The 25,519-nt window shown below is 70.2% G+C and carries 26 protein-coding genes; 18 read left to right on the forward strand and 8 right to left on the reverse strand.

Features of this window, described 5'->3' with window-relative positions:
* Positions 1-19 precede the first annotated feature (19 nt).
* From KV396_RS08190 to KV396_RS08210, 5 genes are all read left to right on the forward strand, one after another.
* Positions 20-718 (forward strand): GTP pyrophosphokinase, encoded by a 699-nt coding sequence (locus KV396_RS08190; RefSeq protein WP_247623715.1) that lies wholly within the window; start codon positions 20-22, stop codon positions 716-718.
* 74 nt (positions 719-792) lie between these two features.
* Positions 793-2,424 (forward strand): molybdopterin-dependent oxidoreductase, encoded by a 1,632-nt coding sequence (locus KV396_RS08195; RefSeq protein WP_247957489.1) that lies wholly within the window; start codon positions 793-795, stop codon positions 2,422-2,424.
* A 38-nt stretch (positions 2,425-2,462) separates the two neighbouring features.
* Positions 2,463-2,951, forward strand: a complete 489-nt coding sequence (locus KV396_RS08200) for a MogA/MoaB family molybdenum cofactor biosynthesis protein (protein WP_247633144.1) — start codon at positions 2,463-2,465, stop codon at positions 2,949-2,951.
* Positions 2,948-3,376, forward strand: coding sequence for a molybdenum cofactor biosynthesis protein MoaE (locus KV396_RS08205; RefSeq protein WP_247957490.1), 429 nt, complete (start codon positions 2,948-2,950; stop codon positions 3,374-3,376). The genes KV396_RS08200 and KV396_RS08205 overlap by 4 nt, the downstream gene beginning before the upstream one ends.
* A 21-nt stretch (positions 3,377-3,397) precedes the next feature.
* Positions 3,398-3,874 (forward strand): hypothetical protein, encoded by a 477-nt coding sequence (locus KV396_RS08210; RefSeq protein ID WP_247957491.1) that lies wholly within the window; start codon positions 3,398-3,400, stop codon positions 3,872-3,874.
* A gap of 84 nt (positions 3,875-3,958) precedes the next feature.
* On the opposite strand, the gene KV396_RS08215 is transcribed toward KV396_RS08210, so the two are convergent.
* The 5 genes from KV396_RS08215 to KV396_RS08235 all read right to left on the reverse strand — a co-directional run bounded on the left by KV396_RS08215 (position 3,959) and on the right by KV396_RS08235 (position 7,339).
* Positions 3,959-4,351: a hypothetical protein gene (locus KV396_RS08215; protein WP_247633141.1), complete on the reverse strand. Its 393-nt coding sequence runs from the start codon at positions 4,349-4,351 to the stop codon at positions 3,959-3,961.
* Positions 4,352-4,579: 228 nt separating this feature from the next.
* The gene (locus KV396_RS08220) at positions 4,580-4,813 is read right to left on the reverse strand and encodes a MoaD/ThiS family protein (RefSeq protein WP_247623709.1); all 234 of its coding nucleotides are present in this window, start codon (positions 4,811-4,813) and stop codon (positions 4,580-4,582) included.
* Positions 4,810-5,307 carry a cyclic pyranopterin monophosphate synthase MoaC gene (moaC, locus tag KV396_RS08225; RefSeq protein ID WP_247623708.1) on the reverse strand — a complete coding sequence of 166 codons (498 nt, stop codon included), beginning with the start codon at positions 5,305-5,307 and terminating at the stop codon, positions 4,810-4,812. The genes KV396_RS08220 and moaC overlap by 4 nt, the downstream gene beginning before the upstream one ends.
* Positions 5,304-6,551 carry a molybdopterin molybdotransferase MoeA gene (locus KV396_RS08230; RefSeq protein WP_247957492.1) on the reverse strand — a complete coding sequence of 416 codons (1,248 nt, stop codon included), beginning with the start codon at positions 6,549-6,551 and terminating at the stop codon, positions 5,304-5,306. The genes moaC and KV396_RS08230 overlap by 4 nt, the downstream gene beginning before the upstream one ends.
* Positions 6,548-7,339 (reverse strand): HesA/MoeB/ThiF family protein, encoded by a 792-nt coding sequence (locus KV396_RS08235; protein WP_247957493.1) that lies wholly within the window; start codon positions 7,337-7,339, stop codon positions 6,548-6,550. The genes KV396_RS08230 and KV396_RS08235 overlap by 4 nt, the downstream gene beginning before the upstream one ends.
* 189 nt (positions 7,340-7,528) lie before the next feature.
* Between KV396_RS08235 and KV396_RS08240 the strand changes: the two genes are divergently transcribed.
* The 5 genes from KV396_RS08240 to moaA all read left to right on the forward strand — a co-directional run bounded on the left by KV396_RS08240 (position 7,529) and on the right by moaA (position 11,760).
* Positions 7,529-7,921 (forward strand): TOBE domain-containing protein, encoded by a 393-nt coding sequence (locus KV396_RS08240; RefSeq protein WP_247957494.1) that lies wholly within the window; start codon positions 7,529-7,531, stop codon positions 7,919-7,921.
* 2 nt (positions 7,922-7,923) lie between these two features.
* The gene (gene modA, locus KV396_RS08245) at positions 7,924-8,709 is read left to right on the forward strand and encodes a molybdate ABC transporter substrate-binding protein (RefSeq protein WP_247957495.1); all 786 of its coding nucleotides are present in this window, start codon (positions 7,924-7,926) and stop codon (positions 8,707-8,709) included.
* A complete protein-coding gene (modB, locus tag KV396_RS08250) occupies positions 8,706-9,494 on the forward strand; it encodes a molybdate ABC transporter permease subunit (RefSeq protein ID WP_247957496.1) in 789 nt (262 codons plus the stop codon). Before modA ends, modB begins: the two co-directional genes overlap by 4 nt.
* Positions 9,491-10,546 (forward strand): ABC transporter ATP-binding protein, encoded by a 1,056-nt coding sequence (locus KV396_RS08255; protein ID WP_247957497.1) that lies wholly within the window; start codon positions 9,491-9,493, stop codon positions 10,544-10,546. Before modB ends, KV396_RS08255 begins: the two co-directional genes overlap by 4 nt.
* 131 nt (positions 10,547-10,677) lie before the next feature.
* Positions 10,678-11,760 carry a GTP 3',8-cyclase MoaA gene (gene moaA / locus KV396_RS08260; protein WP_247957498.1) on the forward strand — a complete coding sequence of 361 codons (1,083 nt, stop codon included), beginning with the start codon at positions 10,678-10,680 and terminating at the stop codon, positions 11,758-11,760.
* A gap of 137 nt (positions 11,761-11,897) precedes the next feature.
* Here moaA and KV396_RS08265 read toward each other — a convergent pair whose 3' ends face one another.
* Complete coding sequence (locus tag KV396_RS08265) at positions 11,898-13,112, reverse strand: amidohydrolase (protein ID WP_247957499.1); 1,215 nt, start codon at positions 13,110-13,112, stop codon at positions 11,898-11,900.
* 120 nt (positions 13,113-13,232) lie between these two features.
* Positions 13,233-13,913 (reverse strand): TetR/AcrR family transcriptional regulator, encoded by a 681-nt coding sequence (locus KV396_RS08270; RefSeq protein ID WP_247957573.1) that lies wholly within the window; start codon positions 13,911-13,913, stop codon positions 13,233-13,235.
* 126 nt (positions 13,914-14,039) lie between these two features.
* On the opposite strand from KV396_RS08270, the gene KV396_RS08275 reads away from it, so the two are divergent.
* From KV396_RS08275 to KV396_RS08310, 8 genes are all read left to right on the forward strand, one after another.
* Complete coding sequence (locus KV396_RS08275) at positions 14,040-15,707, forward strand: ABC transporter substrate-binding protein (RefSeq protein ID WP_247957500.1); 1,668 nt, start codon at positions 14,040-14,042, stop codon at positions 15,705-15,707.
* Positions 15,708-15,915: 208 nt separating this feature from the next.
* Positions 15,916-16,740 (forward strand): ABC transporter ATP-binding protein, encoded by an 825-nt coding sequence (locus KV396_RS08280; protein WP_247623698.1) that lies wholly within the window; start codon positions 15,916-15,918, stop codon positions 16,738-16,740.
* Positions 16,737-17,543, forward strand: a complete 807-nt coding sequence (locus KV396_RS08285) for an ABC transporter ATP-binding protein (protein ID WP_247633128.1) — start codon at positions 16,737-16,739, stop codon at positions 17,541-17,543. Before KV396_RS08280 ends, KV396_RS08285 begins: the two co-directional genes overlap by 4 nt.
* Positions 17,540-18,628: an ABC transporter permease gene (locus KV396_RS08290; protein WP_247633127.1), complete on the forward strand. Its 1,089-nt coding sequence runs from the start codon at positions 17,540-17,542 to the stop codon at positions 18,626-18,628. Before KV396_RS08285 ends, KV396_RS08290 begins: the two co-directional genes overlap by 4 nt.
* 1 nt (position 18,629) lies before the next feature.
* A complete protein-coding gene (locus tag KV396_RS08295) occupies positions 18,630-19,661 on the forward strand; it encodes an ABC transporter permease (RefSeq protein ID WP_247623695.1) in 1,032 nt (343 codons plus the stop codon).
* Entirely contained in the window at positions 19,661-21,907 is a 2,247-nt protein-coding gene (locus tag KV396_RS08300; protein WP_247957501.1) for an exo-beta-d-1,3/1,6-glucosidase, read from the forward strand. Before KV396_RS08295 ends, KV396_RS08300 begins: the two co-directional genes overlap by 1 nt.
* A gap of 41 nt (positions 21,908-21,948) precedes the next feature.
* Positions 21,949-22,683: a GntR family transcriptional regulator gene (locus KV396_RS08305; RefSeq protein ID WP_247957502.1), complete on the forward strand. Its 735-nt coding sequence runs from the start codon at positions 21,949-21,951 to the stop codon at positions 22,681-22,683.
* A 222-nt stretch (positions 22,684-22,905) separates the two neighbouring features.
* Positions 22,906-25,047, forward strand: coding sequence for an endonuclease/exonuclease/phosphatase family protein (locus KV396_RS08310; protein ID WP_247957503.1), 2,142 nt, complete (start codon positions 22,906-22,908; stop codon positions 25,045-25,047).
* 104 nt (positions 25,048-25,151) lie between these two features.
* Here the strand turns inward: KV396_RS08310 and KV396_RS08315 are convergent, their stop codons facing one another.
* Positions 25,152-25,451 carry a DUF7882 family protein gene (locus tag KV396_RS08315; RefSeq protein ID WP_247633122.1) on the reverse strand — a complete coding sequence of 100 codons (300 nt, stop codon included), beginning with the start codon at positions 25,449-25,451 and terminating at the stop codon, positions 25,152-25,154.
* Between the last annotated feature and the right edge of the window lie 68 nt (positions 25,452-25,519).

The raw sequence follows: 25,519 nt of genomic DNA on the forward strand, positions 1-25,519 counted from the left end.
GGTGGATAACGTCGACATCATGACCACCCTCCCCGTCGATGAGATCTCGATCCAGGAGACCAAGGCCCTGCGGGACCAGTTCCAGCGGTTCCTGCGCGAGTACGAGTTCGGCATGCGCGAGGTCGAGACGAAGATCTCGATCCTGCGCGACGAGTTCACCCACGACCACGCGTACAACCCGATCGAGCACGTCAAGAGCCGGCTGAAGTCTCCCGACAGCATCGTCGAGAAGCTCGCGCGCAAGGGCATCGACGAACCCGACTTCGAGCTCATCCGCTCCGAGATCACCGACATCGCGGGCGTCCGCGTCACGTGCAGCTTCGTCGCCGACGTCTACCGGCTGTTCGATCTGCTCACCGCGCAGGACGACATCACCGTGCGGGTCGTGAAGGACTACATCGCCACGCCCAAGCCCAACGGATACAAGAGCCTGCACGCGATCATCGAGGTGCCGGTGTTCCTCTCGACCGGTGCGCTGTCGGTGCCGGTGGAGGTGCAGTTCCGCACGATCGCAATGGACTTCTGGGCCAGCCTCGAGCACAAGATCTACTACAAGTTCTCGAACCAGGTGCCCTCGCATCTCGTCGACAGCCTGAGCGATGCGGCCGAGGCCGCCGCCGAACTCGACACCCGGATGGAGCGGCTGCACCGCGAGGCGCACGGGGTGCCGAAGCGCCAGCTCGCCCCGCCTCCCCCGCCGCGCATCGTCGAGGTGTAGCCTCGGCGCCATCCGATCGGTCGTCCGCTCCGAAGAACCGGCGAGCACCGTCACCGGTGGACGAGGAGGGCATCATGGCCGATCGGCGTAGTGGAAAGCGGTTCATCGCGTGGGCGGCGCTGGCGGGCCTGATCAGCGGCGCGGTGTTCCTCGCCGTCGCCGAGCTGTTCGCCCTGCTCGTCGCCCGCGCGGCGAGCCCGGTGCTGGCCGTCGGCGGGTTCGTCATCGACATCGTGCCGCAGCCGTTCAAGGAGTTCGCGATCGCGACCTTCGGCGAGTACGACAAGATCGCCCTGCTCGCCGGTCTCGGACTGGCGGTGGTCATCGCCTCGGCGATCGCCGGCATCCTGCAGCTCGTGCGCGCCCCGCTCGGCGTGATCGCACTCGGCATCGCCGGAGTGCTGTCGACCGCGGCGATCGTGACGCGCGCCGGGGTGACGCCCCTGGCCTTCCTGCCTCCCGTGCTCGGCACGGTCGCGGGCACCGTCATCCTCGTGCTGCTGATCCGCCGCCTGCGCCGCTGGCGCGAGGCCGCCCTGGCCCCGGCCGCGGCGAAGAAGCCCGCCGTCGACCCCTCGACGCCCCCGATCACCAAGCCGTCTCCCACCGACCTCGCTCCCGCCGACACGAAGGTCGGCGTCAGCCGTCGCGGGTTCTTCGGCCTCGCCGCGATCGCCGGCATCTCGGCCGTCGTCGTCGGGGTGGCATCGCGCGCGGTGAGTATGACCGTCTCGTCGGTGGAGAGCATCCGCAAGGCGTTGAAGCTGCCCACCCCCAACAGCACCGTCACCATCCCCGACGGCGCCGAGCTCGACGTGCCGGGGATCAGCCCGCTCTTCACCCCGAACGAGGACTTCTACCGGGTCGACACGGCGCTCACCGTTCCGACGATCGACCCCGACACCTGGCGCCTCGTGATCGACGGAATGGTCGATGAGCGGGTCGAGATGAGCTTCCAGGATCTGCTCGACATGGGGCTCGACGAGTACGTCATCACCCTGACCTGCGTGTCGAACGAGGTCGGCGGCGAACTCGTCGGCAACGCGAAGTGGCTCGGCGTGCCGATCCGCGACGTGCTCGCGAAGGCCGGCGTGAAGTCCGGTGCCGACATGGTTCTCTCGCGCAGCGTCGACGGCTACACCGCCAGCACGCCGTTGGCGTCGCTGACCGACGACAACCTCGACGCGATCCTCGCGGTGGCGATGAACGGCGAGCCGCTGCCGCTCGAGCACGGGTTCCCGGTGCGCATGGTCGTGCCGGGTCTCTACGGCTACGTCTCGGCGACGAAGTGGCTCACCGAGCTCAAGGTCACCACCTTCGCCGATGACGAGGCCTACTGGACCCCGCGCGGGTACAGCGCCGAGGCGCCGATCAAGTTCTCGTCGCGCGTCGACACCCCGAAGCTCGGCGAGGCGGTCGAGGCCGGACGCATTCCGATCGCCGGGGTCGCCTGGGCGCAGTCGGTGGGCATCGACCGGGTCGAGGTCAGCATCGACAACGGCGAATGGACTCCGGTGACGCTGTCGAAGGCCATCAACGACGACACCTGGGTGCAGTGGTTCATGGAATGGGACGCGACCCCGGGCACCCACTACGTGGCGGTGCGGGCGATCAACAAGAACGGCGACACGCAGATCGAGGAGCGCGCGCCGATCGCGCCGAACGGCTCATCGGGCTGGCAGCGCTCGCTCGTGCGGGTCAACTGATCGGTGCGGGTGGCCCCGGCGCGTCCTAGGGTGGACGCATGACCTCGCCCTCCGCCTGTGTGATCACCGTGTCCGACCGATCGTTCGCGGGAGAGCGCGAGGATCGCGGCGGCCCCATCGCCGTCGGGCTGCTCCGCGAAGCGGGATGGCACTGCCCGGATGCCGAGATCGTCGCCGATGGCGCCGACTCCGTCTCCGACGCTCTACGTCGCGCGCTGGCCCGCGGTGTGAAGCTGATCGTCACGACCGGCGGCACGGGGATCGCTCCGCGCGACGAGACGCCCGAGGGCACTCGTCCGGTGATCACGCGCGAGCTTCCCGGGCTCGCCGAGGAGCTGCGTCGTCACGGTCTCGCCGACACCCCGAAGTCGGTGCTGTCGCGGGGCCTCGCCGGCGTCGTCGACCCGTTCGGCGCGCTCGTGGTGAACCTGCCCGGCTCCACGAACGCCGTCTCGTCCGGCATCCCGATCGTGCTCACCGTCGCCGCGCACATCGTCGACCAGCTCGCCGGCGGGGACCACGGATGAACGACGTCCGCATCGCCGCGATCGTCGAGCACCCGCTCGACCTCGACGCGCACCTCGCCGCGGTCGACGACCCGCGGCTCGGCGCGGTGACGACCTTCGTCGGGCGCGTGCGCGACAACGACCCGGATGCCGACACCCCGGTGATCGGACTCGAGTACAGCGCCCACCCCGACGCCACCGTCACCCTGCGGCGTATCGCCGCGGAGGCCGAGGGCGGGGCCGGCGCACTCGTCGCGGTCAGCCACCGCATCGGTCAGCTGGCCGTGGGGGACGCCGCCGTCGTGATCGCGGTGGCATCCGCGCACCGGGCCGAGGCCTTCGCCGTATGCCGCGAGATCATCGAGGCGATCAAGCGCGACCTTCCGGTGTGGAAGCGCCAGCACGAGTCCGACGGCACCTCGTCGTGGAAGGGCATCGGCGGCTGACCTCCCCCAGCCCTCGTAAGGATGGACATCATGAAGACCCGCGTTTTCGCCAGCGTCGCTCTGCTGGCCACACTTCCGCTCTCCGGGTGCGTCGGCACGACGGCTGAGACGGCAGACGAATCCGACGCTTCCCAGAGAGAGGCGTCCTGCCAGATCGTCGTCGACGAGCTCCCGGAGTACACCGCCCAGCTCGCTGAGAGTGCAGATGGCCTCACCACCTACGGCCCGTCCACGATGCTCTCGTTCCACACCGGGGCCGATGAGAAGCTGGCCGCCGTTGCGGCGAAGCTCGATGACACCGAGGTGAAAGACGCCGTTCTCGCCGTGCGTGACGCCGCTGCACGGTTCATCCCGATCTGGGAGAGAGCTCACGAGGATCCCGACACATGGGCGGATGGAACTCTGACCGCCGACATCGCAGCCGCCGATGAGGCCACCACCACTGCACTCGCTGAACTCGGCGACATCTGCCCTGGTGTGAACGACGTCACCCCTTAGCGATCGGGTGACACCCCGGACCGGATTCTGATTCAGTCCAGGTGAGTTCCGTTCTCGTCACCGAATCTCGAGAAGCCGCGAGGGTCACGGACAGGTGACCGTGAAGGATACGGTTCCGTCGCGCTGCTCGAATCCCTGGAAGTCGTACTCTCCGATCGACGTCTTCTGGGGATCGCGAGGAAGAACCGACACCCTTCCGGTTGCCGCGACCGTGGAGTAGTTCGTGCCGCCGTCTGCTGCGGGGGCAGACTCGACCACCCCGTCGGCGAGAACTTGGACGGCGTAATCTCCCTTGATCGCCCACGCGCCGACGTGGGCCGAATCGCCTTCTCCTGCATCGAAGGACACCCCGAGAGTGTCCTCTGGAGACTTGCCGGCAATCACGATCATCCCGTCCTCCGGGCACGACCGCAGACCATCGGGGATCTCGCCCGTCACGGTGTGTCTCTCGCCGTCCACCTCGAACTCGATGGCCACGGTCGGAATGCTGGGGTCGTCCCAGGGCACGGTCGCAGGTACGGTCGCGGAGGCCGTCGGAGAACTGGAGGAGGTCTGTGCAGGACTGCTGAGCGAGGTGGAGCAGCCAGTGACGGCCACGACACTCACCGCACCTGCCACAGCCAGGAACAGATACCGCGTCGTTCTCTGCGTGATCGGTCGCACATTCACAAGCTACACGCCCGCATCGCCACGCGAGAGTATCGATCAGCCGCCCGCGAAGGGCGGGAGCACGTCGATGAGCTCGACCCCGTCGAGAGAGCGATCGTCATCGCTGCGCACGCCGTCGACCATCACGGCGCAGCGCGGCAGGATGTCGGCGAGTGCCGGGTGGTCGGCGACGACCGCGGCCCGGAGCTCGGCCAACGTGGGCTCGGTGCGCTCCTCGGCGTCCGTCCCCGCGGCTTCGGCGGCGGCGGCGAAGTAGCGCACGCGGGTCATGCGGATGCCTCGCCGGGATCGGACTCGCCGGGCCGCACCCAGTCGCCCGAGCGGCCGCCCGACTTGGCGGTGATGCGCACGTCTTCGATCACGACCGAGCGGTCGAGTCCCTTGACCATGTCGACGACCGCGAGCGCCGTGACCGAGACCGCGGTGAGCGCCTCCATCTCGACGCCGGTGCGGTCGGCAGTGCCGACGGTGGCCTCGATCTGCACGCCGTCGTCGACGATCTCGAGGTCGACGCTCGCCCGGTGCACGCCGATCACGTGGGCGAGGGGCAGCAGGGATGCCGTCGACTTCGCAGCCTGGATACCGGCGATGCGGGCGACGGCGATGACGTCGCCCTTCGGGGTGGTGCCGTCTCGCAGGGCGGCGACCACGTCGGTGCTGCAGCGCACGAATCCCCGAGCGGTGGCGGTGCGGACGGTCGGCTGCTTGAGAGTGACGTCGACCATGTGCGCGTGACCGGCGGCATCCAGGTGGGTGAAGCTCATTCCACCAGCATGACATCGATCCGATCGCCGACGGCGACGGCTTCCACCTCGGCCGGGACGATCGCGAACGCCTGCGCCCGTGCGAGTCCTCCCGCCAGGTGCGAGCCGGAGCCTCCTGCGGTCGCGGGACGCACGGTGCCGGCGACGAGGTCGACGACGGCCGGAAGATACTGGCGCCGGCCCGGAGGGGTGGTCCACGCGGCATCCGCGGTCAGCGATGCGAGCGGCCGGTGGATCGCGGCCCGGCCCTGCATCGCCAGCAACGCCGGCCGCACGAACACCTCGAACGACACCGCGACGCTCACCGGATTGCCGGGCAGGCCGAAGACCAGCGTGCCGGAATCGAGCACGCCGAACGCCTGCGGCTTGCCGGGCTGCATCGACACGCTCGCGAACTCGACCTCGCCGCCGCCGTCGAACGCCCCGCGCACGGGCTCGTAGGCTCCGGCGCTCACACCGCCCGTGAACACGATCACGTCGGCGCCGAGGGCGACCGCTTCGGCCGTGACCGCACGCACGGCATCCGCCTCGTCGACCACGCGGGCGACCAGCACCACCTCGGCATCCGCCCCACCGACCAACTGTTCGAGGAGCGGGCCGTTCGAATCGGGGATGCGCCCCCGCACGACGGCATCGCCGGGGGCGAGCAGCTCGCTGCCGGTCGACACGACCGCCACGCGCGGCGCGCGGCGCACGGCGACCTCGGCGATCCCGGCGGCGACGGCCGCGGCGAGCTGGAACGCGCCGAGCCGTTCGCCGGCCCGCACGACGGGGTCGCCGGCGGAGAGGTCGGCTCCCCGGCGTCGGACGAACACGCCCGCCTTCGCCGGCGCGCGCAGCACCCGCACCTCGCCGAGAGAGTCGGCGAGGCCGCCCGTGGTGTCTTCGAAGGGGACGATCGCGTCGGCGTCGGTCGGCGCCGGCGAACCGGTCATGATGCGGGCAGCCTCGCCGGGGGCGAGCGCCGGGTCGTCCGAGACCCCGGCCGGCAGATCAGCGACGACGCGCAGGGTGACGGGGGCATCGGCGGATGCCGTCGCGACATCCGCGTACCGCACGGCGAAGCCGTCCATCGCGGAGTTGTCGAAGAGCGGGATGTCGTGCGCGGCGGTCGCATCGGCGGCGAGGGTGCGGGCGGAGGCGTCGCGGATCGCGCGGGTCTCGGACGGCAACGGACGCACCGCGTCGAGCACGCGCGCGAGCTGCTCCTCGACCGTGCGGCGGCCTCCGGGTGCGGCGCTCACGCCGTGACCTCCGTCGCGACGCGCGCCGGGCCCGCGGGGCGGATCGCGACCTCGTGTTGCCGCGCCGAGAGGGCGTCGATCACGGCCAGGCGACCGAGCAGCGGGTCGCCGGCACCCGTGATGAGCTTCACGACCTCGCCCGCCAGCATCCCGCCGACCTGCACGCACAGCGCGCCGAGCACGCCGACCTGCGCGCAGCTGGGCGGTTCGCCCTCGGTGCCGATCGGGAAGAGGTCGGCCAGCACGACGGCATCCGATGCGGGCGGATCCGACCAGAACACCGTCACCTGCGCGTGCCATTCCTGCACGGCGCCCCAGACGAGGGGAACGCCCAGGACTTCGGATGCCGCGGCGACGGCTCGCCGCGTCTCGAAGGAGTCGCTCGTGTCGACGACGATGTCGGCGCCCACGAGCAGCCTCTCGGCGTTGTCGGGGGAGAGGCGCTCGGAGATCTGCACGACGGAGGTCTGCGGGGCGAGGGCCGTGATCGCGCGCGCCGCAGAGGCGGTCTTCGGGGTGCCGATGTCGTCGACGCGATGGGCGAGCTGGCGCTGCAGGTTCGTGAGTTCGACCACGTCGTCGTCGATCACGGAGAGGGTGCCGATGCCGGCCGCGGCCAGCGCGAGCAGGGCGGGCGAGCCGAGGCCGCCGGCGCCGACGACCGCGACGTGCGCGGCGTTGAGGCGACGCTGGCCCTCTTCGCCGATACCGCCGAGCACGGCGTGACGCGCGGTGCGCACGAGCTCGGTCGGGTCGAGGGTCGGTGCGGGGGCGACGAGCGGGTCCATGGGTTCAGGGTATGCCGTGCGCTCGCCGTTCCGGAGGCCCATGAGGGGTCAAGACACGCCGCGACTCGTGGCCCGCATCCGGCGTGTTGTGACCCCTCACGAAGAGATCGGTTGCGGGCGAGAGGTTTGTGATCCGTTTGTGCGGATTCTTGGGTTCATAATCTCCGCATGTGCGGTAGGTTCGAACCCATGCAGACGTATCGGATCGCACGAGCCGCCCAGCTTCTCGGGGTCAGCGACGATACGGTGCGCCGCTGGGTCGATCAGGGTCTGCTGCCCGTGACCGACTCCACGCCCGCCGAGATCCCCGGCGATGCCCTCGCCGCCCGCGCGCTCGAGCTCGCCGACGAGGCGACCGCGCAGAGCGACTCCCTCTCGAGCGCCCGCAATCGCTTCGTCGGCATCGTCACGCGCGTGCAGATCGAGGGGCTGATGGCGCAGGTCGACATCCAGGCCGGGCCCCACCGGGTGGTGTCGCTCATGTCGGCCGAGGCCGCGCGCGACCTGCGGCTCGAGATCGGCTCGCTCGCCACCGCCTCCGTCAAAGCGACCCAGGTCGTCATCGAGGTCCCGAAGGGGTGACCATGCACCGCTCCCTGCGCCGCTCCACCGCCGTCGGCATCGCCGCGCTCGCACTCGCGCTCGCCGGGTGCGCGAACGCCGCGCCGTCGGCGCCCGCCCCATCGTCGACGGATGCCGCGGCCGACACCCTCGACGGTGAGGTCTCCGTCTACGCCGCGGCCTCGCTGGCGGGCGCGTTCGACGAGATCGCCACGGCGTTCACGGCCGAGCACCCCGACGTGACCGTGGTGCCGGTGTACGACGGCTCCTCCACCCTCGTGACGCAGATCCTCGAAGGAGCCCCGGCCGACGTGTTCGCCTCGGCCGACGAGGCCAACATGGACAAGGCCGGAGATGTCGCCGTCGATCCGGAGCTGTTCGCCTCGAACACCCTCGTGATCGCCGTTCCCGCCGGCAATCCGAAGGGCATCGCCGACCTCGCCGATCTCGCCGACGTGACGACGGTGCTGTGCGCGGCCGAGGTGCCGTGCGGTGCGGCATCCGCGAAGCTCCTCGATGCGGCCGGCGTTTCGATCGAGGCCGCGAGCCTCGAGCAGAACGTCACCGCGGTGCTCACGAAGGTCGAGACCGACGAGGCCGACGCCGGCCTCGTCTACGCCACCGATGTGATCGGCCGTGACGACGTCGAGGGCGTCGTGCCCGACAACGCCGACGACGTCGTGAACCACTATCCGATCGCCGCCCTCGCGGACGCCCCGAACCCGGATGCCGCGCAGGCCTTCGTCGCCTTCGTGCTGTCGGATGCCGGACAGGCCATCCTCGCGGAGTTCGGATTCGGGAAGCCGTGAGCGCCGCCCGCGTGCCGGGGTACGCCCCGCGCACACTCGCGATCCCCGCGACGATCGGGCTCGTCTTCCTGCTGCTGCCGCTGATCGCGCTGATCTCGCGGGTCGAGTGGGCGACGTTCCTCGACGACGTGACCTCGGATGCCGCGCGCTCCGCACTCGTTCTCTCGCTCGGCACGGGACTCGTCGCCACGCTGCTCTGCATCGTCGTCGGTGTGCCGCTCGCCCTGCTCATCGCGCGCTCCGGCCCCCGCGTCGCGGCGGTGCTGCGCGCCGTGGTGACCGTGCCGCTCGTGCTGCCGCCGATGGTCGGCGGCGTCGCGCTCCTCTACCTCTTCGGGCGCGCGGGGTGGCTCGGCGGGCTCGGCCTGTCGTTCAGCACTCCTGCGGTCGTGCTGGCGCAGTCGTTCGTCGCCCTGCCGTTCCTCGTGCTCGCGGTCGAGGGAGCCGTGCGCGCCGCCGGGGTCGATCACGAACGCACGGCCGCCGCGCTCGGTGCCGGACGCTGGACGATCCTGCGCCGGATCACCCTCCCCCTCGCGGCTCCCGGCATCGTCGCGGGCGTCGTGCTGTGCTTCGCCCGGGCGATCGGCGAGTTCGGGGCGACCGCGCTCTTCGCGGGCAACCGGCCGGGGGTCACGCAGACCATGCCGCTGGCGATCTACACCGCGTTCAACGGTGCGGGCGTCTCGCAGGGTGCGGCGGTGGCCCTCGCGCTGCTGCTGCTCGCGACCGCGATCGCGGTGCTCCTGCTCGTGCGGGGCTGGCGGCCGGGGGCGGCGCGATGACGGCGATGCGGGCGCATGTGGTCGTCGAGCGCGAGCACTTCGCGGTCGACGTCGCCCTCGCCGTGGCCGCCGGTGAGACGGTCGCGGTGATGGGCCCGAGCGGGGCGGGCAAGTCGACGCTGCTGCAGGCGCTCGCCGGGCTCGTGCCACTCGGCGGCGGCGAGATCTCCGTCGGTGAGCGGGTCGTCGACCGCACCGCCGCGCCCCGCGTGCAGGTCGCCCCGATGCACCGCGGAATCGTGCTGCTCGGACAGGACGCCCGCCTCTTCCCGCACCTCTCCGTGCGCGAGAACGTCGCCTTCGGCCCGCGGTCGGCCGGCGTCGCGGCTCGCCAGGCCCGGGCATCCGCCGATGCCTGGCTGGAACGCGTCGGCCTCCCCGGCGCCGGCGATCGGATGCCGCACGAGCTGTCGGGCGGCGAGAGCCAGCGCGTCGCCGTCGCCCGCGCGCTCGCCGCCTCGCCGCAGGCCGTGCTGCTCGACGAGCCGCTCGTCGCCCTCGACCCCGACACGGCGGCCGGCATCCGCCGAATGCTGCGCGAGCAGCTCGCTGGCGTCACGACCGTCGCCGTCACCCACGATGCCGCCGATGCGGTGGCGCTCGCCGACCGGCTGCTCGTCATCGAGGCGGGGCGGGTCACGCAGAGCGGACCGGTGCGTGAGGTGCTGGGCGAGCCGGCGTCGGACTTCGTCGCCAGCATCGGCGGGGTGAATCGCCTGGTCGGCGTCGCGGACGGCGGGGACTGGAGGGCCGGCGAGGTGCGACTCGCGAGTGCGGATGGCGCGTCGCGGGCGCTCGCCGCGGTCGATGGGGTCCCGTTGGCCGCGGTGTTCCGCCCGGAGGATGCGCGCCTGGTCGGGGAAGAGCGGGCGGATGCGGACGCCTGGACGGTCACCGTGACGGATCTGGAGCAGACCCTCACCGGCGTGCGCGCGCGGACCGGTCTCGGGGTCGTCGACGTGCCGCTGGCGGATGCCGGGGGGCTGGCGGTCGGGAGCACGGTGCGGGTGAGCGTCGATCCGGCTGCCGTGCGGTTCGTGGCCGTCGACTGAATCGGCGGCGGCATCCGTTCGGCCGGGCCGACCGCCTCGCCCTGGCAATCCCCCGTCGATCGCCGACGCACCCGCCCTGACTGGTATTCCAGCGGCTATCCTCGGAGGATGACGGGGATCGAGGGGGAGCGATGACGGCCGTACCGGTCGTGATCGGCCGCCGAGCGCCCGCTGCCGAGTCCCGTGAGCGGGCGGCGGTCGACCCGCGCGGACTCGTCGACACCCACGGCCGCGTGCACCGCGACCTGCGCATCTCCCTCACCGACCGCTGTTCGCTGCGCTGCACCTACTGCATGCCCGAGCAGGGCAACGAGTGGCTCGCACGCACCAGCATCCTCTCGACCGACGAGATCGTCGAAGTCGCCGAGGTGGCCGCCGCCCTCGGCATCCGCACGTTCCGTCTCACCGGTGGCGAGCCGCTCCTCCGGCCCGACATCGTCGACGTCGTGCGGCGCATCTCACGCATCCAGGGGGAGGACGGCCCGGTCGAGGTCGCGATGACGACCAACGGGATCAGCCTGGCCCAGAAGCTCCCCGCACTCATCGACGCGGGTCTCACGCGCCTGAACATCAGCATCGACACGATCGACCGGCAGCGCTTCGCCGACCTCACCCGGCGCGACCGGCTCGACGACGTGTTCGAGGGCATCGCGGCGGCCGCGGCATCCGAACTGCGACCGCTCAAGCTCAACGCCGTCGCCATGCGCGGCGTCAACGACGACCAGCTCGCCGACCTCGTGGCGTTCGCGATGGGCGTCGGCGCGCAGCTGCGCTTCATCGAGCAGATGCCGCTCGACGCGGGGCACACCTGGGATCGCGCGACGATGGTCACGCGCGAGGAGATCCTCGAAGCCCTCGGTGAGCGGTGGTCGCTCGAGCCGGTTCCCGGACGCGGGGGAGCGCCCGCCGAGAAATGGCGCATCGACGGAGGACCCCACGAGGTGGGCGTCATCGCCTCGGTCACCGCCCCGTTCTGCGGTGCCTGCGACCGCCTGCGGCTCACCGCCGACGGGCAGCTGCGCAACTGCCTCTTCTCGAACGACGAGTACGACCTCACGACGCTGCTGCGGGGCGAAGCATCCGTTCCCGGACAGCGCGACGACCGGATCGCCGACCTGCTGCGGTCCTGCATCCTCGGAAAGCTGCCGGGCCATGCGATCGACGACCCGTCGTTCCTGCAGCCCGCCCGGGGGATGAACGCGATCGGCGGCTGAGCGGGCGGTTCTCCGCGGAGTCATGTGCGGGCGGGTGGTCCTAACTCAGGAAGAACTCGCCGAAACGCGCTGAAAACGGGCTCGAACGGGCAATCCGACCTGTTCTTCCTGAGTTAGTGCACGGGCCCGCCGTCGCCTCAGCCCAGGAACTCCCGCGCGGCGGCCGACATCGCGGTGACCCCGACCTCGATCGTCGGGTGGATGACCGGCGCGAAGTACGGCGAGTGGTTGGTGGGGATGTCCTTGTCGAGCGTGCCGCCGGCCATCGCCGCCGCGAACGTCGCCGGGTCGACGCCGCCCCAGAACCAGAACACGAGGGGCGCGCCGGTGTCGCGGGCGAACCAGGAGACGTCCTCACTGCCGGTGAACATGCCGGGATCGACGACGGATGCCTCCCCGAGAACACTCTGCAGCGCACGGGTGACGCGGGCCGTGGCATCCGCATCGTTGATCGTGGGCGGCAGGGTGTGGTCGGTGCGGATCTCGGGTTCGCGCTCGGCTCCGGATGCCGCGGCCTCGGCGCGCACGATGCGCTCGACGCTCGCGAGCACGCGGTCGCGCATCTCGTCGTTCGGGTAGCGCAGGCTGAGCTCGAGCTTCGCCTCGGCGGGGATGATGTTGTTCTTGAGCCCGGCGTGGATCGAGCCCACGGTCACGACGGCGACATCGCGCGGGTCGACCTCGCGCGAGGCGATGGTCTGCAGGCGCATGACGGTGGCCGCGGCCATCACGATCGGGTCGATCGTGGAGTGCGGGCGAGAGCCGTGCCCGCCGCGTCCGTGCAGGGTGACGGTGAGGCCGTCGGATGCCGCCATCTGCGTGCCGGGGCGCACACCGATCGTGCCGGCGGGCAGCGGGGTGACGTGCTGGCCGAGCACGATGTCGGGCTTCGGGGCGATGTCGAGCAGCCCGTCGTCGAGCATCGCGCGGGAGCCGGCGCCATATTCCTCGGCGGGCTGGATGAGCACGACGAGCGTGCCCGACCACTCGGCGCGATCGGCGACGAGCTTCTCGACGGCACCGATCATCGCGGTCACGTGCATGTCGTGGCCGCAGGCGTGCATGACGGGCACGGTGTTGCCGGCGGGATCGATGCCGGTGGCGGTGCTCGCGTAGGCGAGGCCGGTCTGCTCGCCCACGGGCAGTGCGTCCATGTCGGCGCGCACCCACACGACCGGGCCGTCGCCGTTGGTCAGGATGCCGACCACGCCCGTCACCCCGACGCCCTCGTGCACCTCGAGTCCGAGGTCGCGCAGGTGGCCGGCGGCGATGCCGGCGGTGCGGGTCTCCTGGAAGGAGAGTTCGGGGTGCTGGTGCAGGTCGACGTAGAGCGCTTCGAGATCGATCGTCATGGCCCGAGCCTATCCGGCGGGGAGCGGGTCGCGCCTGGTGCACCGATCGGTGCAGAACGTCGGGAATGCGCGTTGAGAACCGGCGTTTCGCACCGATCAGTGCACAGGGTCGCCCAGGGGTCAGGCGCCCGCGACGTAGGTCTCGAGAGCGGGGCCGGGGCGCAGTACCGCGGTGACGATCGCCTGGATGGCGAAGGCGCTGGTCTCGCCGAGCTCGATGAGGTCGGGGTGCAGCAGCCACTGAAGTTGCAGGCCGTCCATGACGGCGAGGATGCTGGCGGATGCCGCGGCGATCGTGTCGGGCGCGGTGACGCCCTCCTGCGCGCAGAGCTCGTGGAACGCGGCGGTCACCTCGCGGCGGAGGGTCGTGTAGCGCTCCTCGAAGTACTCGCGTCCGGGGTGGTGGTCGGTGACCGACTCCGAGGAGAGCACGGTGTACGCCTGCACGATGCCGGGGCGCAGCTCGTTAGCGAACGCGGTGCGCACGAGGTGCAGGAACAGCTCGGGCCCGTCCGGGATGTGCTTCTCGGCGAGGTCCGCGACGTCGGCCTGGTCGCGATACGCGAGCACTTCGAGCAGCAGCTTCTGCTTCGAGCCGAAGTGGTGGAGCACGCCGGCGTGGGTCATGCCCACCTGTTCGGCGACATCGGCGAGGGTGCCGTTGGTCGATCCCTTGTTGCCGAAGATCTCGACGGCGGCCTGGAGGATCAGCTCGCGCTTGGCGCGGGTCGCCGGGCGCACCCGCGACTTCTCGCTGCTCTCGTTCACGGGACCCCCGTCGTTGGTGTTCAGGCTTGCCATCTTACTCACCAGTAGGTAACCTCACGAAAGCTTACTTTCTCGCCAGTAAGCAAATCACGACGCCGTCGATCGACCGACCGCTCGACGGCAACGCAGCACAATGACCCGTGCCCCCAAGGAGAAGCAATGAAGCTCAGAAGGTCCTTGATCGCCCTCGCGGCGGTCACCGCGCTCGGCACCACCGCGCTCGCCGGATGCTCGTCCGGTGGATCATCGGATGCCGGTGACGGCGCCGGCTCCGCCGCCCTCACGATCGCCAAGCCCGACGGCGCGATCACCACCGAGTCGAACAACCCCTACGTCGGCGACTCCGCCGCCTCGAAGTACGGATACGGCAAGGTCATCTTCGAGACCCTCGGACTCGTCAACCAGACCGGCGACCGCGGCGTCACCCCGTGGCTCGCCGAGAGCATCGAGTGGAACGACGACTACACGCAGCTCACGGTCGTGCCGCGCGAGGGCGTCACCTGGAGCGACGGCGAACCCTTCACCGCCGACGACATCGTCTTCACCTACGAGCTCGTCTCGACCCCGGCGCTCGACACCGCCGGCCTGAAGTTCGAGGGGGCGACCGTCGACGGCGACGCCGTGACCCTCACCTTCGGAGAGTCGAAGTACGTCAACCAGGCGCGCGTGCTGCACGTGCCGATCGTGCCGAAGCACATCTGGGAGAACCTCGACGAGCCGGCCACCGACCCGGTCACGGGTGACGACCTCGTGGGCACCGGCCCCTACGTCCTCTCGAACTGGTCGACCGAGTCGGTCACCCTCGAGGCCCGCGACGACTACTGGGGCGGCGACCTCGCCGTGCCCGAGCTGCACTACGTCTCGTACGGCGACAACACCGCTCTGACCACCGCCCTCGCGCAGGGCGAGGCGGACTGGGCGCAGGCCTTCATCCCGCAGATCGAGGAGCAGTTCCTCTCGGCCGACCCCGAGCACAACAAGTTCTTCGTCGCCCCGACCACGGGATCGGCGACGCTGTTCATGAACCTGCAGGAGAAGCCGTTCGACGACCCGGCGTTCCGTCAGGCGCTCGCCTGGGTGATCGACCGCGACGCCTACGTCGACATCGCCCGCGAGGGCGCGAGCGAGCCGGTGTGGTCGGTGACCGGTCTGTCGTCGATCCTCGAGGACGAGATCCAGCCCGAGTTCGCGGGCCAGAACTACGAGGTGGATGCCGAGAAGGCGCGCGACCTGCTGGAGGGCGCGGGCTACACGTGGAAGGACGACGCGCTCGTCGACCCCGACGGCACGCCCGTCTCGTTCACGCTCTCGGTGCCCTCGGGCTGGAGCGACTGGAACACCGCGCAGGAGCTCATCGCCGAAGACGTCAAGGAGTCCATCGGCGCCGAGGTCAAGATCGACATGCCCGACTGGGGCGGCTGGGCCGACCCGCGCGACAATGGCACGTTCTCGGCGATCATCCACTGGCTCGAGGACAGCGGCACGGCCTACGGTCTGTACACCTCGACCATGGATCCGCGCTGGATCTCCCCGGAGGGCATCGCCGGCTTCAACTTCGGCCGGTTCGAGGACCCCGCCGCGACCGAGGCGCTGAACACCTACGCGAACGCCTCGTCCGACGAGGAGCGCACCGCATCGCTCGACACGCTGCAGAAGATCTTCGTCGAGCAGGTGCCGGCGATCCCGCTCGGTGCGCACCCGCTGCTGGGCGAGTACAACACGCGCAACTACGTCGGCTGGCCGTCGGAGGAGGACCCCTACGCCTCGGGTGACCCGACGCAGCAGAACATCGTGCAGATCCTCACGAAGCTCAAGCCCGCCGAGTAGCCCTTCGTCGAGGAGGCCGGGCTTCGACAGGCTCAGCCACCCATTGGGTCATCGACCACCCACTGGGTCCCTGAGCCTGTCGAAGGGCCCCGGCCTCCTCTTCTGAACTGGGTCCCTGAGCCTGTCGAAGGCCCCGGCCTCCTCTTCGGAACTGGGTCCCTGAGCCTGTCGAAGGGCCCCCACGCCGCACCCCACGAAGGAACCCCCCATGCCAGACCCCCTCCTCACCGTGCGCGACTTCTCGGTCGTGTACGACGTCGATCCGCCCGTCGCGGCGGTCAAGAACGTCACCCTCGAACTGCAGCGCGGCGAGATCCTCGGTCTCGCCGGCGAGAGCGGATGCGGTAAGACCACGCTCGCGTACGGCGTGCAGCGTCTCTTGCGGGCGCCGGCCGTGATCACCGGTGGCGACGTCACGTTCCACGACGCCTCCGGTGCGGATGTCGACATCAACTCGCTCGACGTCGATGCGATGCAGCGCTTCCGCTGGGACAAGGTGTCGATGGTGTTCCAGGGCGCCATGAACGCCCTGAACCCGGTGGCGACGATCGGGTCGCAGCTCGAGGACGTGTTCGAGATCCACCGCCCCGACATGAACCGCCGCCAGCGCCGGGCCGAGGCCGAGGAGCTGCTCGAGATCGTGAAGGTCGGGCGGCAGCGGGTGCGCTCGTTCCCGCACGAGCTGTCGGGCGGCATGCGCCAGCGCGTGATGATCGCGATGGCGCTCGCGCTGCGTCCGCAGCTGATGGTGATGGACGAGCCGACCACCGCGCTCGACGTTCTGGTGCAGCGCGAGATCCTTAAGCAGATCTCGCAGCTGCGGCACGAGTTCGGCTTCTCGGTGATCTTCATCACCCACGATCTGCCGCTGCTGCTCGAGATCAGCGACCGGATCGCGATCATGCGCGAGGGAGAGATCATCGAGCTCGCCACCGCCGAGCAGATCTGGCGGCAGCCGCAGCAGGAGTACACGCGCACGCTGCTGTCGTCGTTCCCCCGGCTCACCGGGGAGAGAGGGGTGCTGGTGCGATGACCACCCTCGAGTTCCAGAACATCACCAAGACCTACACGGTGCGCGGCGCCGGGCAGATCACCGCTCTCGACGACGTGAGCTTCACCCTCGACTCGGGGCGCACGCTCGGCCTCGTCGGTCAGTCGGGCAGCGGAAAGTCGACGATCGCGAAGATCCTCACGCAGCTCGAGACCCCCACGAGCGGTCGGGTGCTGCTCGACGGCGCACCCGTGCCGCGACGCGGCAAGGGCCTGCGGCGGTACCGCCAGCAGTTGCGCATGGTCTTCCAGGATCCGTTCGCCTCGCTCAACCCGTACCACTCGATCCGCTACCACCTCGAGCGGCCGATCCGCCTCGACGACGTCGTGCCGAAGAAGGACACCGAAGACGAGGTGCGGCGCCTGCTCGCGCGCGTCCGGCTCGATGCGGATGCCGTGATCGATCGCCGCCCGCACGAGCTGTCGGGCGGCCAGCGCCAGCGCGTCGCGATCGCCCGCGCGCTGGCCTCGCGTCCGTCGATCCTGGTGGCCGACGAACCGGTGTCGATGCTCGATGTCTCGATCCGCCTCGGCGTGCTCACCCTGCTCGCCGACCTCCAGCGCGAAGAGGGGCTCGGCGTGCTCTACATCACGCACGACCTCGCCACCGCGCGCCACTTCAGCGACGAGATCATGGTGCTCAACCAGGGGCGCGTGGTCGAGTACGGCACCGCCGACGACGTCATCCTGAACCCGCAGGACCCGTATACGCGCGAGTTGCGCGCGGCATCCCCCGATCCCGAGAAGCACTTCGCCTCGGCATCCGCGAACGGAGGCGCGCTGTGAGCACCGCATTCCCCCAGCTCGACGACAACGACCTCATCCAGCAGGACGCGCTCGAGGTCGGCACGACCGCGACGACGGCCGAGCGCGGGCGACGCCCGGTCGCCTGGCGCTTCTTCCTCGGGCGCGCGGGCTTCTACCTGTTCACCCTCTGGGCCGCGATCACGATCAACTTCTTCCTGCCGCGCTTCATGAAGGGCGACGCGGTCAGCTCGTACCTCGCGCGCAACCGCAACGTCAGCCCGGAGGCTGCGGAGTCGCTGCGCATCCTTCTCGGCATCGACAGCGACAAGTCGATCTGGCAGCAGTACATCGAGTACTGGGGGATGCTGTTCCGCGGCGACCTCGGCATCTCGACGCTGCACGGGCTCCGACCGGTGGGCGAGGTGCTCGCCGCCGCCCTGCCGTGGACGCTGGGCCTGGTGGGCCTCGCGACCATCATCTCGTTCCTCATCGGCACCGTCGGTGGCGCGATCGTCGGCTGGAAGCGGGGGAGCAGGCTCGACGCGCTCATCCCGATCACGACCTTCTTCAACACGATCCCGTACTTCTGGCTGGGGCTCATCGCGATCGCGATCTTCTCGTCGACGCTGAAGTGGTTCCCGTCGTCGCACGCCTACGACAAGGGCCAGTCTCCCGAGTGGAGCCTCGACTTCATCGGCCAGGTGATCATGCACGGCACGCTGCCCGCGATGACGATCATCATCGCGTCACTCGGCGGATGGATGCTCGGCATGCGCAACATGATGCTGACCGTTCTCGACGAGGACTACATCACCGTCGCGCAGGCGAAGGGCATGCCGAATCGGCGCGTGCTCTGGGCGTATGCCGCGCGAAACGCGGTGCTGCCGCAGATCCAGAGCTTCGCGCTCTCGATCGGCTTCATCGTCGGCGGCACGATCGTCATGGAGATGGTCTTCAGCTACCCCGGCCTCGGCAAGCTGCTTCTCGACGCCACCAACGCCAAGGACTTCGCGCTCATGCAGGGCGTCTTCCTGGTGATCACGCTCTCGGTGCTCGCGGCCAACATCCTCGCCGATGTCGTCTACGCGTACCTCGACCCGCGCACCCGCCAGACGGAGGCTTGAGATGACCGATACACGCAAGACCTTCTGGTCGCAGCTCGCGCAGGCGTTTGCGATGTTCCGCAACCGCAAGTCGATCGCCGGGCTCATCATCCTCGGTATCTTCGTGCTCATCGCGATCCTCGCCGACTGGATCGCGCCCTACGGCCCGACCCAGAAGGACCGCTCGGCGCTGCGCCAACCGCCGTCGTTCGAGCACTGGCTCGGCACGACGCACATGGGCGAGGACGTGCTCAGCCAGATCATCTTCGGCACCCGCGGCGTCATCGTGGTCGGCTTCCTGTCGGCCGCGATCGCGACGGTCATCGCGATCACGATCGGCGTCATCGCCGGCTACGTGCGCGGCTGGAAGAGCGAGTCGCTGTCGGCGCTGACGAACGTGTTCCTGGTGATCCCCGGCATCCCGCTGATCATCATCATCGCCTCGCAGTTCGACAACCCGCCGATCATCCTCATCGCCGCGGTGCTCGGCCTCACCGGCTGGGCGTGGGGTGCGCGCGTGCTGCGCGCGCAGACGATGTCGCTGCGCAACCGCGACTTCATCCAGGCGGCGCGCGCCAACGGCGAGCCCCTGCGCCGGATCATCACGGTCGAGATGCTGCCGAACCTCATGGCGCTCATCGCGTCGAGCTTCGTCGGCACCGTGACCGCCGCGATCCTGGGCCTGACGACGCTCGCGTTCATCGGGGTGATCCCGGTGAACAACCTCAACTGGGGAACGATCCTGTTCTGGGCCCAGCAGAACGGCGCGTTCCCGCGCCTGTGGTGGTGGTACGTGCCCGCCGGGCTCTGCATCGCGATCATCGGCGTCGCCCTGTCGCTCATCAACTTCGGCATCGACGAGTACGTCAACCCGCGCCTGCGCTCAGCGGGCGAGCGGGCGCGCGCGATGAAGAAGAAGGGGCTCGACGTGAACGACGCCGTCACGGCGGTGCGCAGCATCCCGATGGCGAACACGGATGCTCCGCCCAGCTCGACCCGAGACGATACGACCACGCAGAACTCCTCGACCATCCTGACCCGGAACGCGAAGTGATGACCTCTCCCACCCTCACCACGGCTCTGCCGTACCAGGACCCCGCCCTCTCTATCGACGAGCGCGTCGCCGACCTCCTCGGGCGCATGACGCTCGAGGAGAAGGTCGGGCAGATGCTGCAGCTCGACGCGCGCGATGATCTCGACGACCACGTCCTGCGCCGTCACGCCGGGTCGATCCTGCACACGTCGCCCGAGCGCATCCTGCGCGCGAACGACCTGACCGCCCAGACCCGCCTGCGCATCCCGCTGCTGGTCGCCGAGGACTGCATCCACGGCCACTCGTTCTGGCCGGGGGCGACGATCTACCCGACCCAGCTCGGCATGGCGGCGTCGTGGGATGCCGAGCTCGTCGAGCGCGTGGCCCGCGCCACCGCCGAGGAGGTCGCGGTCACCGGCATCCACTGGACCTTCTCCCCCGTGCTGTGCATCGCCCGCGATCTGCGCTGGGGCCGCGTCGACGAGTCGTTCGGCGAGGACCCGTTCCTCATCGGCGAGCTCGCCTCTGCGATGGTGCGCGGCTACCAGGGCGACGGTCTCGACGACCCGACCGCGGTGCTCGCGACCGCGAAGCACTTCGCCGGCTACTCCGAGACGCAGGGTGGGCGCGATGCCAGCGAGGCCGACATCTCGCGCCGCAAGCTGCGCTCGTGGTTCCTGCCGCCGTTCGAGCGGGTCGCCCGTGAGGGCTGCCGGGTGTTCATGCTCGGATACCAGACGATGGACGGCATCCCGATCACCACCAACGACTGGCTGCTCACCGACGTGCTCCGCGGCGAGTGGGGATACACCGGCACCCTCGTCACCGACTGGGACAACGTCGGTCGGATGGTGTGGGAGCAGCACGTGCAGCCCGACTACGCGCACGCCTCGGCCGCCGCGACGCGCGCCGGCAACGACATGATCATGACGACGCCGCGCTTCTTCGAGGGCGCGCTCGAGGCCGTCGAGCGCGGGTTGCTGCCGGCGGATGCCTTCGACGCCGCCGCCGCGCGCATCCTCACCCTCAAGTTCGAGCTGGGGCTGTTCGAGGACCCGCGTCTGCCGCGCGACGACCTCGACGAGATCGTCGGCAGCGCCGCGCACGCCGAGTTGAACCTCGAGATCGCGCGCCGGTCGATCGTGCTGCTCGAGAACGACGGCGTGCTGCCGTTGGATGCCGCGGCGCCGACGAAGGTCGCGGTCGTGGGTCCGCTCGCCGACGACGCGCAGACGCAGCTCGGCGATTGGGCCGGAGGGTCGGGCCAGGCCGGATGGCTCGACAGTCAGCCGCGCGAGATGATCACGACCGTGCTCGACGGGCTCTCGGGTGTCGGAGGCTGGGAGGTCTCGCACGCGCGCGGCGCCGACATCCTCACCCTCGAGGACGACCCGCAGGGAGCGCTGTTCCCCGACGGGCAGCCGCGCCCGCGCATCGTGAAGCCGTGCGCCCCCGACGAGGCGCTGATCGCCGAGGCCGTCGCCGCCGCAGAGACCGCCGATGTCGTGGTCGCCGTCGTCGGAGACCGCATCGAACTCGTCGGCGAAGGCCGTTCGACCGCCACGCTCGAACTCATCGGCGGGCAGAACGCCCTGCTCGACGCGGTGATCGCGACCGGCACACCCGTAGTGGTGGTGCTGATGGCGTCGAAGCCACTCGTGCTGCCGGCATCCGTCTCGCAGGCCGCGGCCGTGATCTGGGCCGCGAGCCCGGGCATGCAGGGCGGCCGTGCGATCGCCGAGATCATCGCGGGCGAGGTCGAGCCGTCGGGCCGTCTGCCGATCTCGTTCGCCCGGCACGTCGGCCAGCAGCCGACGTACTACAACCAGATCCGCGGGCAGCACGGCGATCGCTACGCCGACCTCACGCAGGCGCCGGCCTGGGGCTTCGGCGAGGGGCTGTCGTACACGACGGTCGCGTATTCGGACCTCGCGCTGGAGCGTTCGGAGCTCGGCCGCGACGACATCGTCGTCGGGCACGTGACGGTGACGAACACGGGTTCGCGGCCGGTGCGCGAGACGGTGCAGGTCTACGTGCGGGATGCCGTGACGAGCGTCAGCTGGACCGATCGCGAACTCAAGACCTATCGCCAGGTCGACCTCGCGCCGGGGGAGTCGGCGCGGGTGCGGGTCGAGGTGCCGGTCGCCGACTGCACGATCGTGGATGCCGCGGGCGTGCGGGTCGTGGAGCCGGGGGAGTTCGCCCTGCTGGTCGGCCCCTCGTCGCGCGAGGAGAAGCTGCTCGGGGTGGGGTTCACGGTGGAGTGACCGTCCGGCGGCGGTACGAGCACGGCGGATAACCTAGCGTCGTGCATCGATATCGCGAGATCGCCCGCGACCTCACGATCCGGATCGCCGAGGGCGCATTCGACGCCACCGGGATGCTGCCCTCGGAGGCGCATCTCGCGGCCGACTACGAGGTCTCGCGCGGCACCGTGCGCAACGCGCTCGTGCTCATGGCGCGGCAGGGCGCGATCGCCCCGCGACGCGGTTCGGGCTGGCTGGTGCGCACGGCGGTGCAGAGCCAGCGGTTCTCGGAGATGCGGTCCTTCGCGCAGTGGGCATCGAGCCGCGGCATGGAACCCGGCGGGCACGTGCTCACGCAGCAGCGCCGCCCGGCGACCGCGACCGAGGTGCGCCGGTTCCGAGGCGGTCGCGGCATCGGCGAGGTGCTCGAGGTCGTTCGTCTGCGGTCTCTGAACGGGCGCGTCGTCATGCTCGAACGAACCGCGTATCCGTCGTGGATCGCCCCGATCGTCGAGGAGCTGTCGCCCGATGAGCCGTCCGTGGTCGGTGCGCTGGAATCGCGCGGCGTGCGCATGGTCTCGGGCGAGCAGTCGATCGACGCGATCGCGGCTCCGAGCGAAGACGCCCGCCTTCTGGGCGTGAGACGTTCGAGCCCGCTCCTGCGCGTGAATCGCGTCAGCTACTCCGCCGACGGTCGTGCGATCGAGGCGGGCGACGACCGCTACCTCCCGGATGTCATGTCGTTCCAGATGCAGGCGTCGCTGCAGGGATACTCGCTCACGCGCGAGCTGGGCTGAGCGGCTCGACCTCGGCCCACGGCATCCGTGGTCCTGGGTGTACAACTGTGCATCGTGGGCTCCGGGATTCGGAGCGGATGCCGCAGCCGTCGCCGTTCGGACGAATCGCGTTCATCGACCGGTCATCTTGCGGCTGTTCTGTCGCTACAGGAGGCGATCACGACCTCCGATGGGCGTCCCGTCGGGGACGCCGACACTGTTCCCGGAAGGATCACGTCAGACATGTCCTCGTCACCTCCCCCCGTGGTGCGCCGTCGTCGGAGCGCGTCCCTGCTCGCCGCACTCGCCGCAGCCGGGGCGCTCCTCGTGTCGCCGCTGCTCGCCGCGTCGCCCGCAACCGCCGCGGCATCCGAGATCACCCTCGAAAGCTCCGACGTCGCCGTCGGGGATACCCTCTCGGTCGCCTACTCGACCGATCGCCCGACGGCCACGAACTGGCTGGCGATCTACCCCGAGTCCCGGCCCGAGCCCTGCGACGCGTGCGGCATGGCCTGGGCGTACGCGCCCGGTGCGACCGGCACCGTGAAGCTGCCCACGAACGACCGTGCGGGCAACCCGCTGGCCGCGGGGAACTACCGCGTCGAGTACCTCTACAACGACGGCTACTCCCGCGTCAGCGAGCCGGCGACGTTCACCATCGCGGCAGAGCCGGGCACCGAAGAGCCCGGTGAGGGCCCGGAGGTCGACCCGACGAAGCCGATCGATCTGTCGGTCGTGCAGCTCAACGTCTGGGGCAAGACCACCGACGCGACGATGCTCGCCGAGATCGGCGCCGACCTGATCTTCGTCGAGGAGGCGCAGAGCGCGGCGGCAGCCGTCGCCCGCGACCTCGGCTTCGATTTCCACTCCACGGGCGGCAGTGCGGGTGTCATCTCGCGCTATCCGATCGTCGACGTGGGCGTCGTCACGACGCCCGGCACCCAGGGCGGATGGACCAAGGCGATCGTGCAGGTGGGCGACACCCAGATCGCCGCGTACGGAGGCCACCTCGAGTACCGCTACTACGCCACCTACCTTCCCCGTGGATACGCGGGCGACGTGCTCGGCTCCGGGTTCCCGACCGAGTGGCGCGGGTGGAACAAGCTGAGCGGTCCCGTGACCGACGTGCCGCAGATCCTCGCGGCGAACGAGGCATCCGGGCGACCGGCATCCGCTGCGGCCCTCACCGCCGACATGGCGAACGAGCGCTCCGCCGGACGCCTCACGATCATGGGCGCCGACATGAACGAGCCGTCGGTGCTCGACTGGACCGAGAGCACGGCGAACCTCTACGACCACAACGGGGTCGTCGCCCCGTGGCAGACCTCCCGCATCCTGCGCGACGGCGGTCTCGTCGACGCGTACCGCGCCGTGTACCCCGACCCCGTGACCCACCCGGGCTTCACGTGGCCGGCCGACACCCCCAACGTCAGCGTCTCGCAGCTCGCGTGGGCGCCCGAGGCCGACGAGCGCGACCGGATCGACTACATCTTCTTCGCGCCGGACGACCGCCTCACCCTGACGGGCACGCGCATCGTCGGACCGAAGGGCGACATCGTGCGCGGTGCCCGCGCCCTGCCCGTCTCGGACGAGGAGATCTTCACCCCGCAGACGCTGTGGACCAGCGACCACAAGGGCCTGCAGTCCGACTTCGTGATCTGCGGCGAGGCCTGCCAGGCGGCGGAGCCCGAGCTCGGCGAGCTCGTCGTCGGCACGCCGTCGATCACCGGAACGGCGGCGGTCGGCGCCGAGGTCACCGCGGTGACCGGCGAGTGGACCGCGGGCACCGCCTTCTCGTTCCAGTGGCTGGCGGATGGCGAGGCCATCGCGGGTGCGACCTCGGCCACGTTCTCGATCCCGGCGGACTTCGCAGGTCGTGCGCTCTCGGTACGCGTCGGCGGGACGCTCGAGGGATACGTCCCGGCCGAGGCGACGAGTGCTGCCGTGAGGGTGACCGCTGCCGAGGAGCCGGGTTCGGATGCTCCGGCGGTGGTGCTCGGATCGTCGAGCGTGGTCGCGGGCGGAAGCCTGAAGGTCAGCGGCGCGGGCTTCGCGGCGGGCGCTCAGCTGAAGCTCGAGCTGCGCTCCACGCCGGTCGCCCTCGGTACGGTGACCGCCTCGGACGCGGGCGCCTTCTCGACGACCGTCACGATCCCGGCATCCGTTCCGGCCGGAGTGCACACGCTCGTCGTGATCCTGCCGGACGGCACCGAGGTGACCGCCGCCGTCACCGTGACCGCGGCGCCGAGTGCGGGTGCGGATGCCGGTGGCGATGCGCTTGCCCAGACCGGTGGAGAGATCCTGATGCCGGCGGTGTGGGCCGCGGTTCTCGCGCTGCTGGTCGGCGCGGGGCTGATGGTGCGCCGCCGGATGCGTCGGTCGTAACGGCATCCGTGCCTGGTGCTGAGCCACCCCTCTCAGTGCGAGCCACCCCCTTCCGCGCCGTGCGGAAGGGGGTGGCTCGTTCGTGAAGGGGTGGTTCGGCCGGGTCAGTCCTCGAGCTGGTCGAGGACCAGTTCTCCTCGCGAGTTGAGCGACTCCATCAGACGCTCGATGCGACGGCCGTCGATCGGCGGCAGCGCAGCCTCATCGAACGCGAAGACCAGAGGGATGCTCGGATGCATCCAGATGGTCAACCGGCCGGCCGGGTTCTTTGCCTCCGGAAGCCACGTCATCATGAAGCTCTCCTGGCGACGCAACTTCGTGCCGATCACGATCTTCAGATGCGCCAGCGTCCGATCATCGATCTCGATCGGAGGGCGGGCGCTGTTGTACTCCAGGGTTCCCATGGAGTAACCATACGTCCTCGCCGGTCGTCTCTTGCAGGTCATCCGTGCGCGCGCAACCCCGGTCGCGC

This window comes from Microbacterium galbinum (assembly GCF_023101185.1).
In the GTDB taxonomy this organism is placed as follows: domain Bacteria; phylum Actinomycetota; class Actinomycetes; order Actinomycetales; family Microbacteriaceae; genus Microbacterium; species Microbacterium galbinum.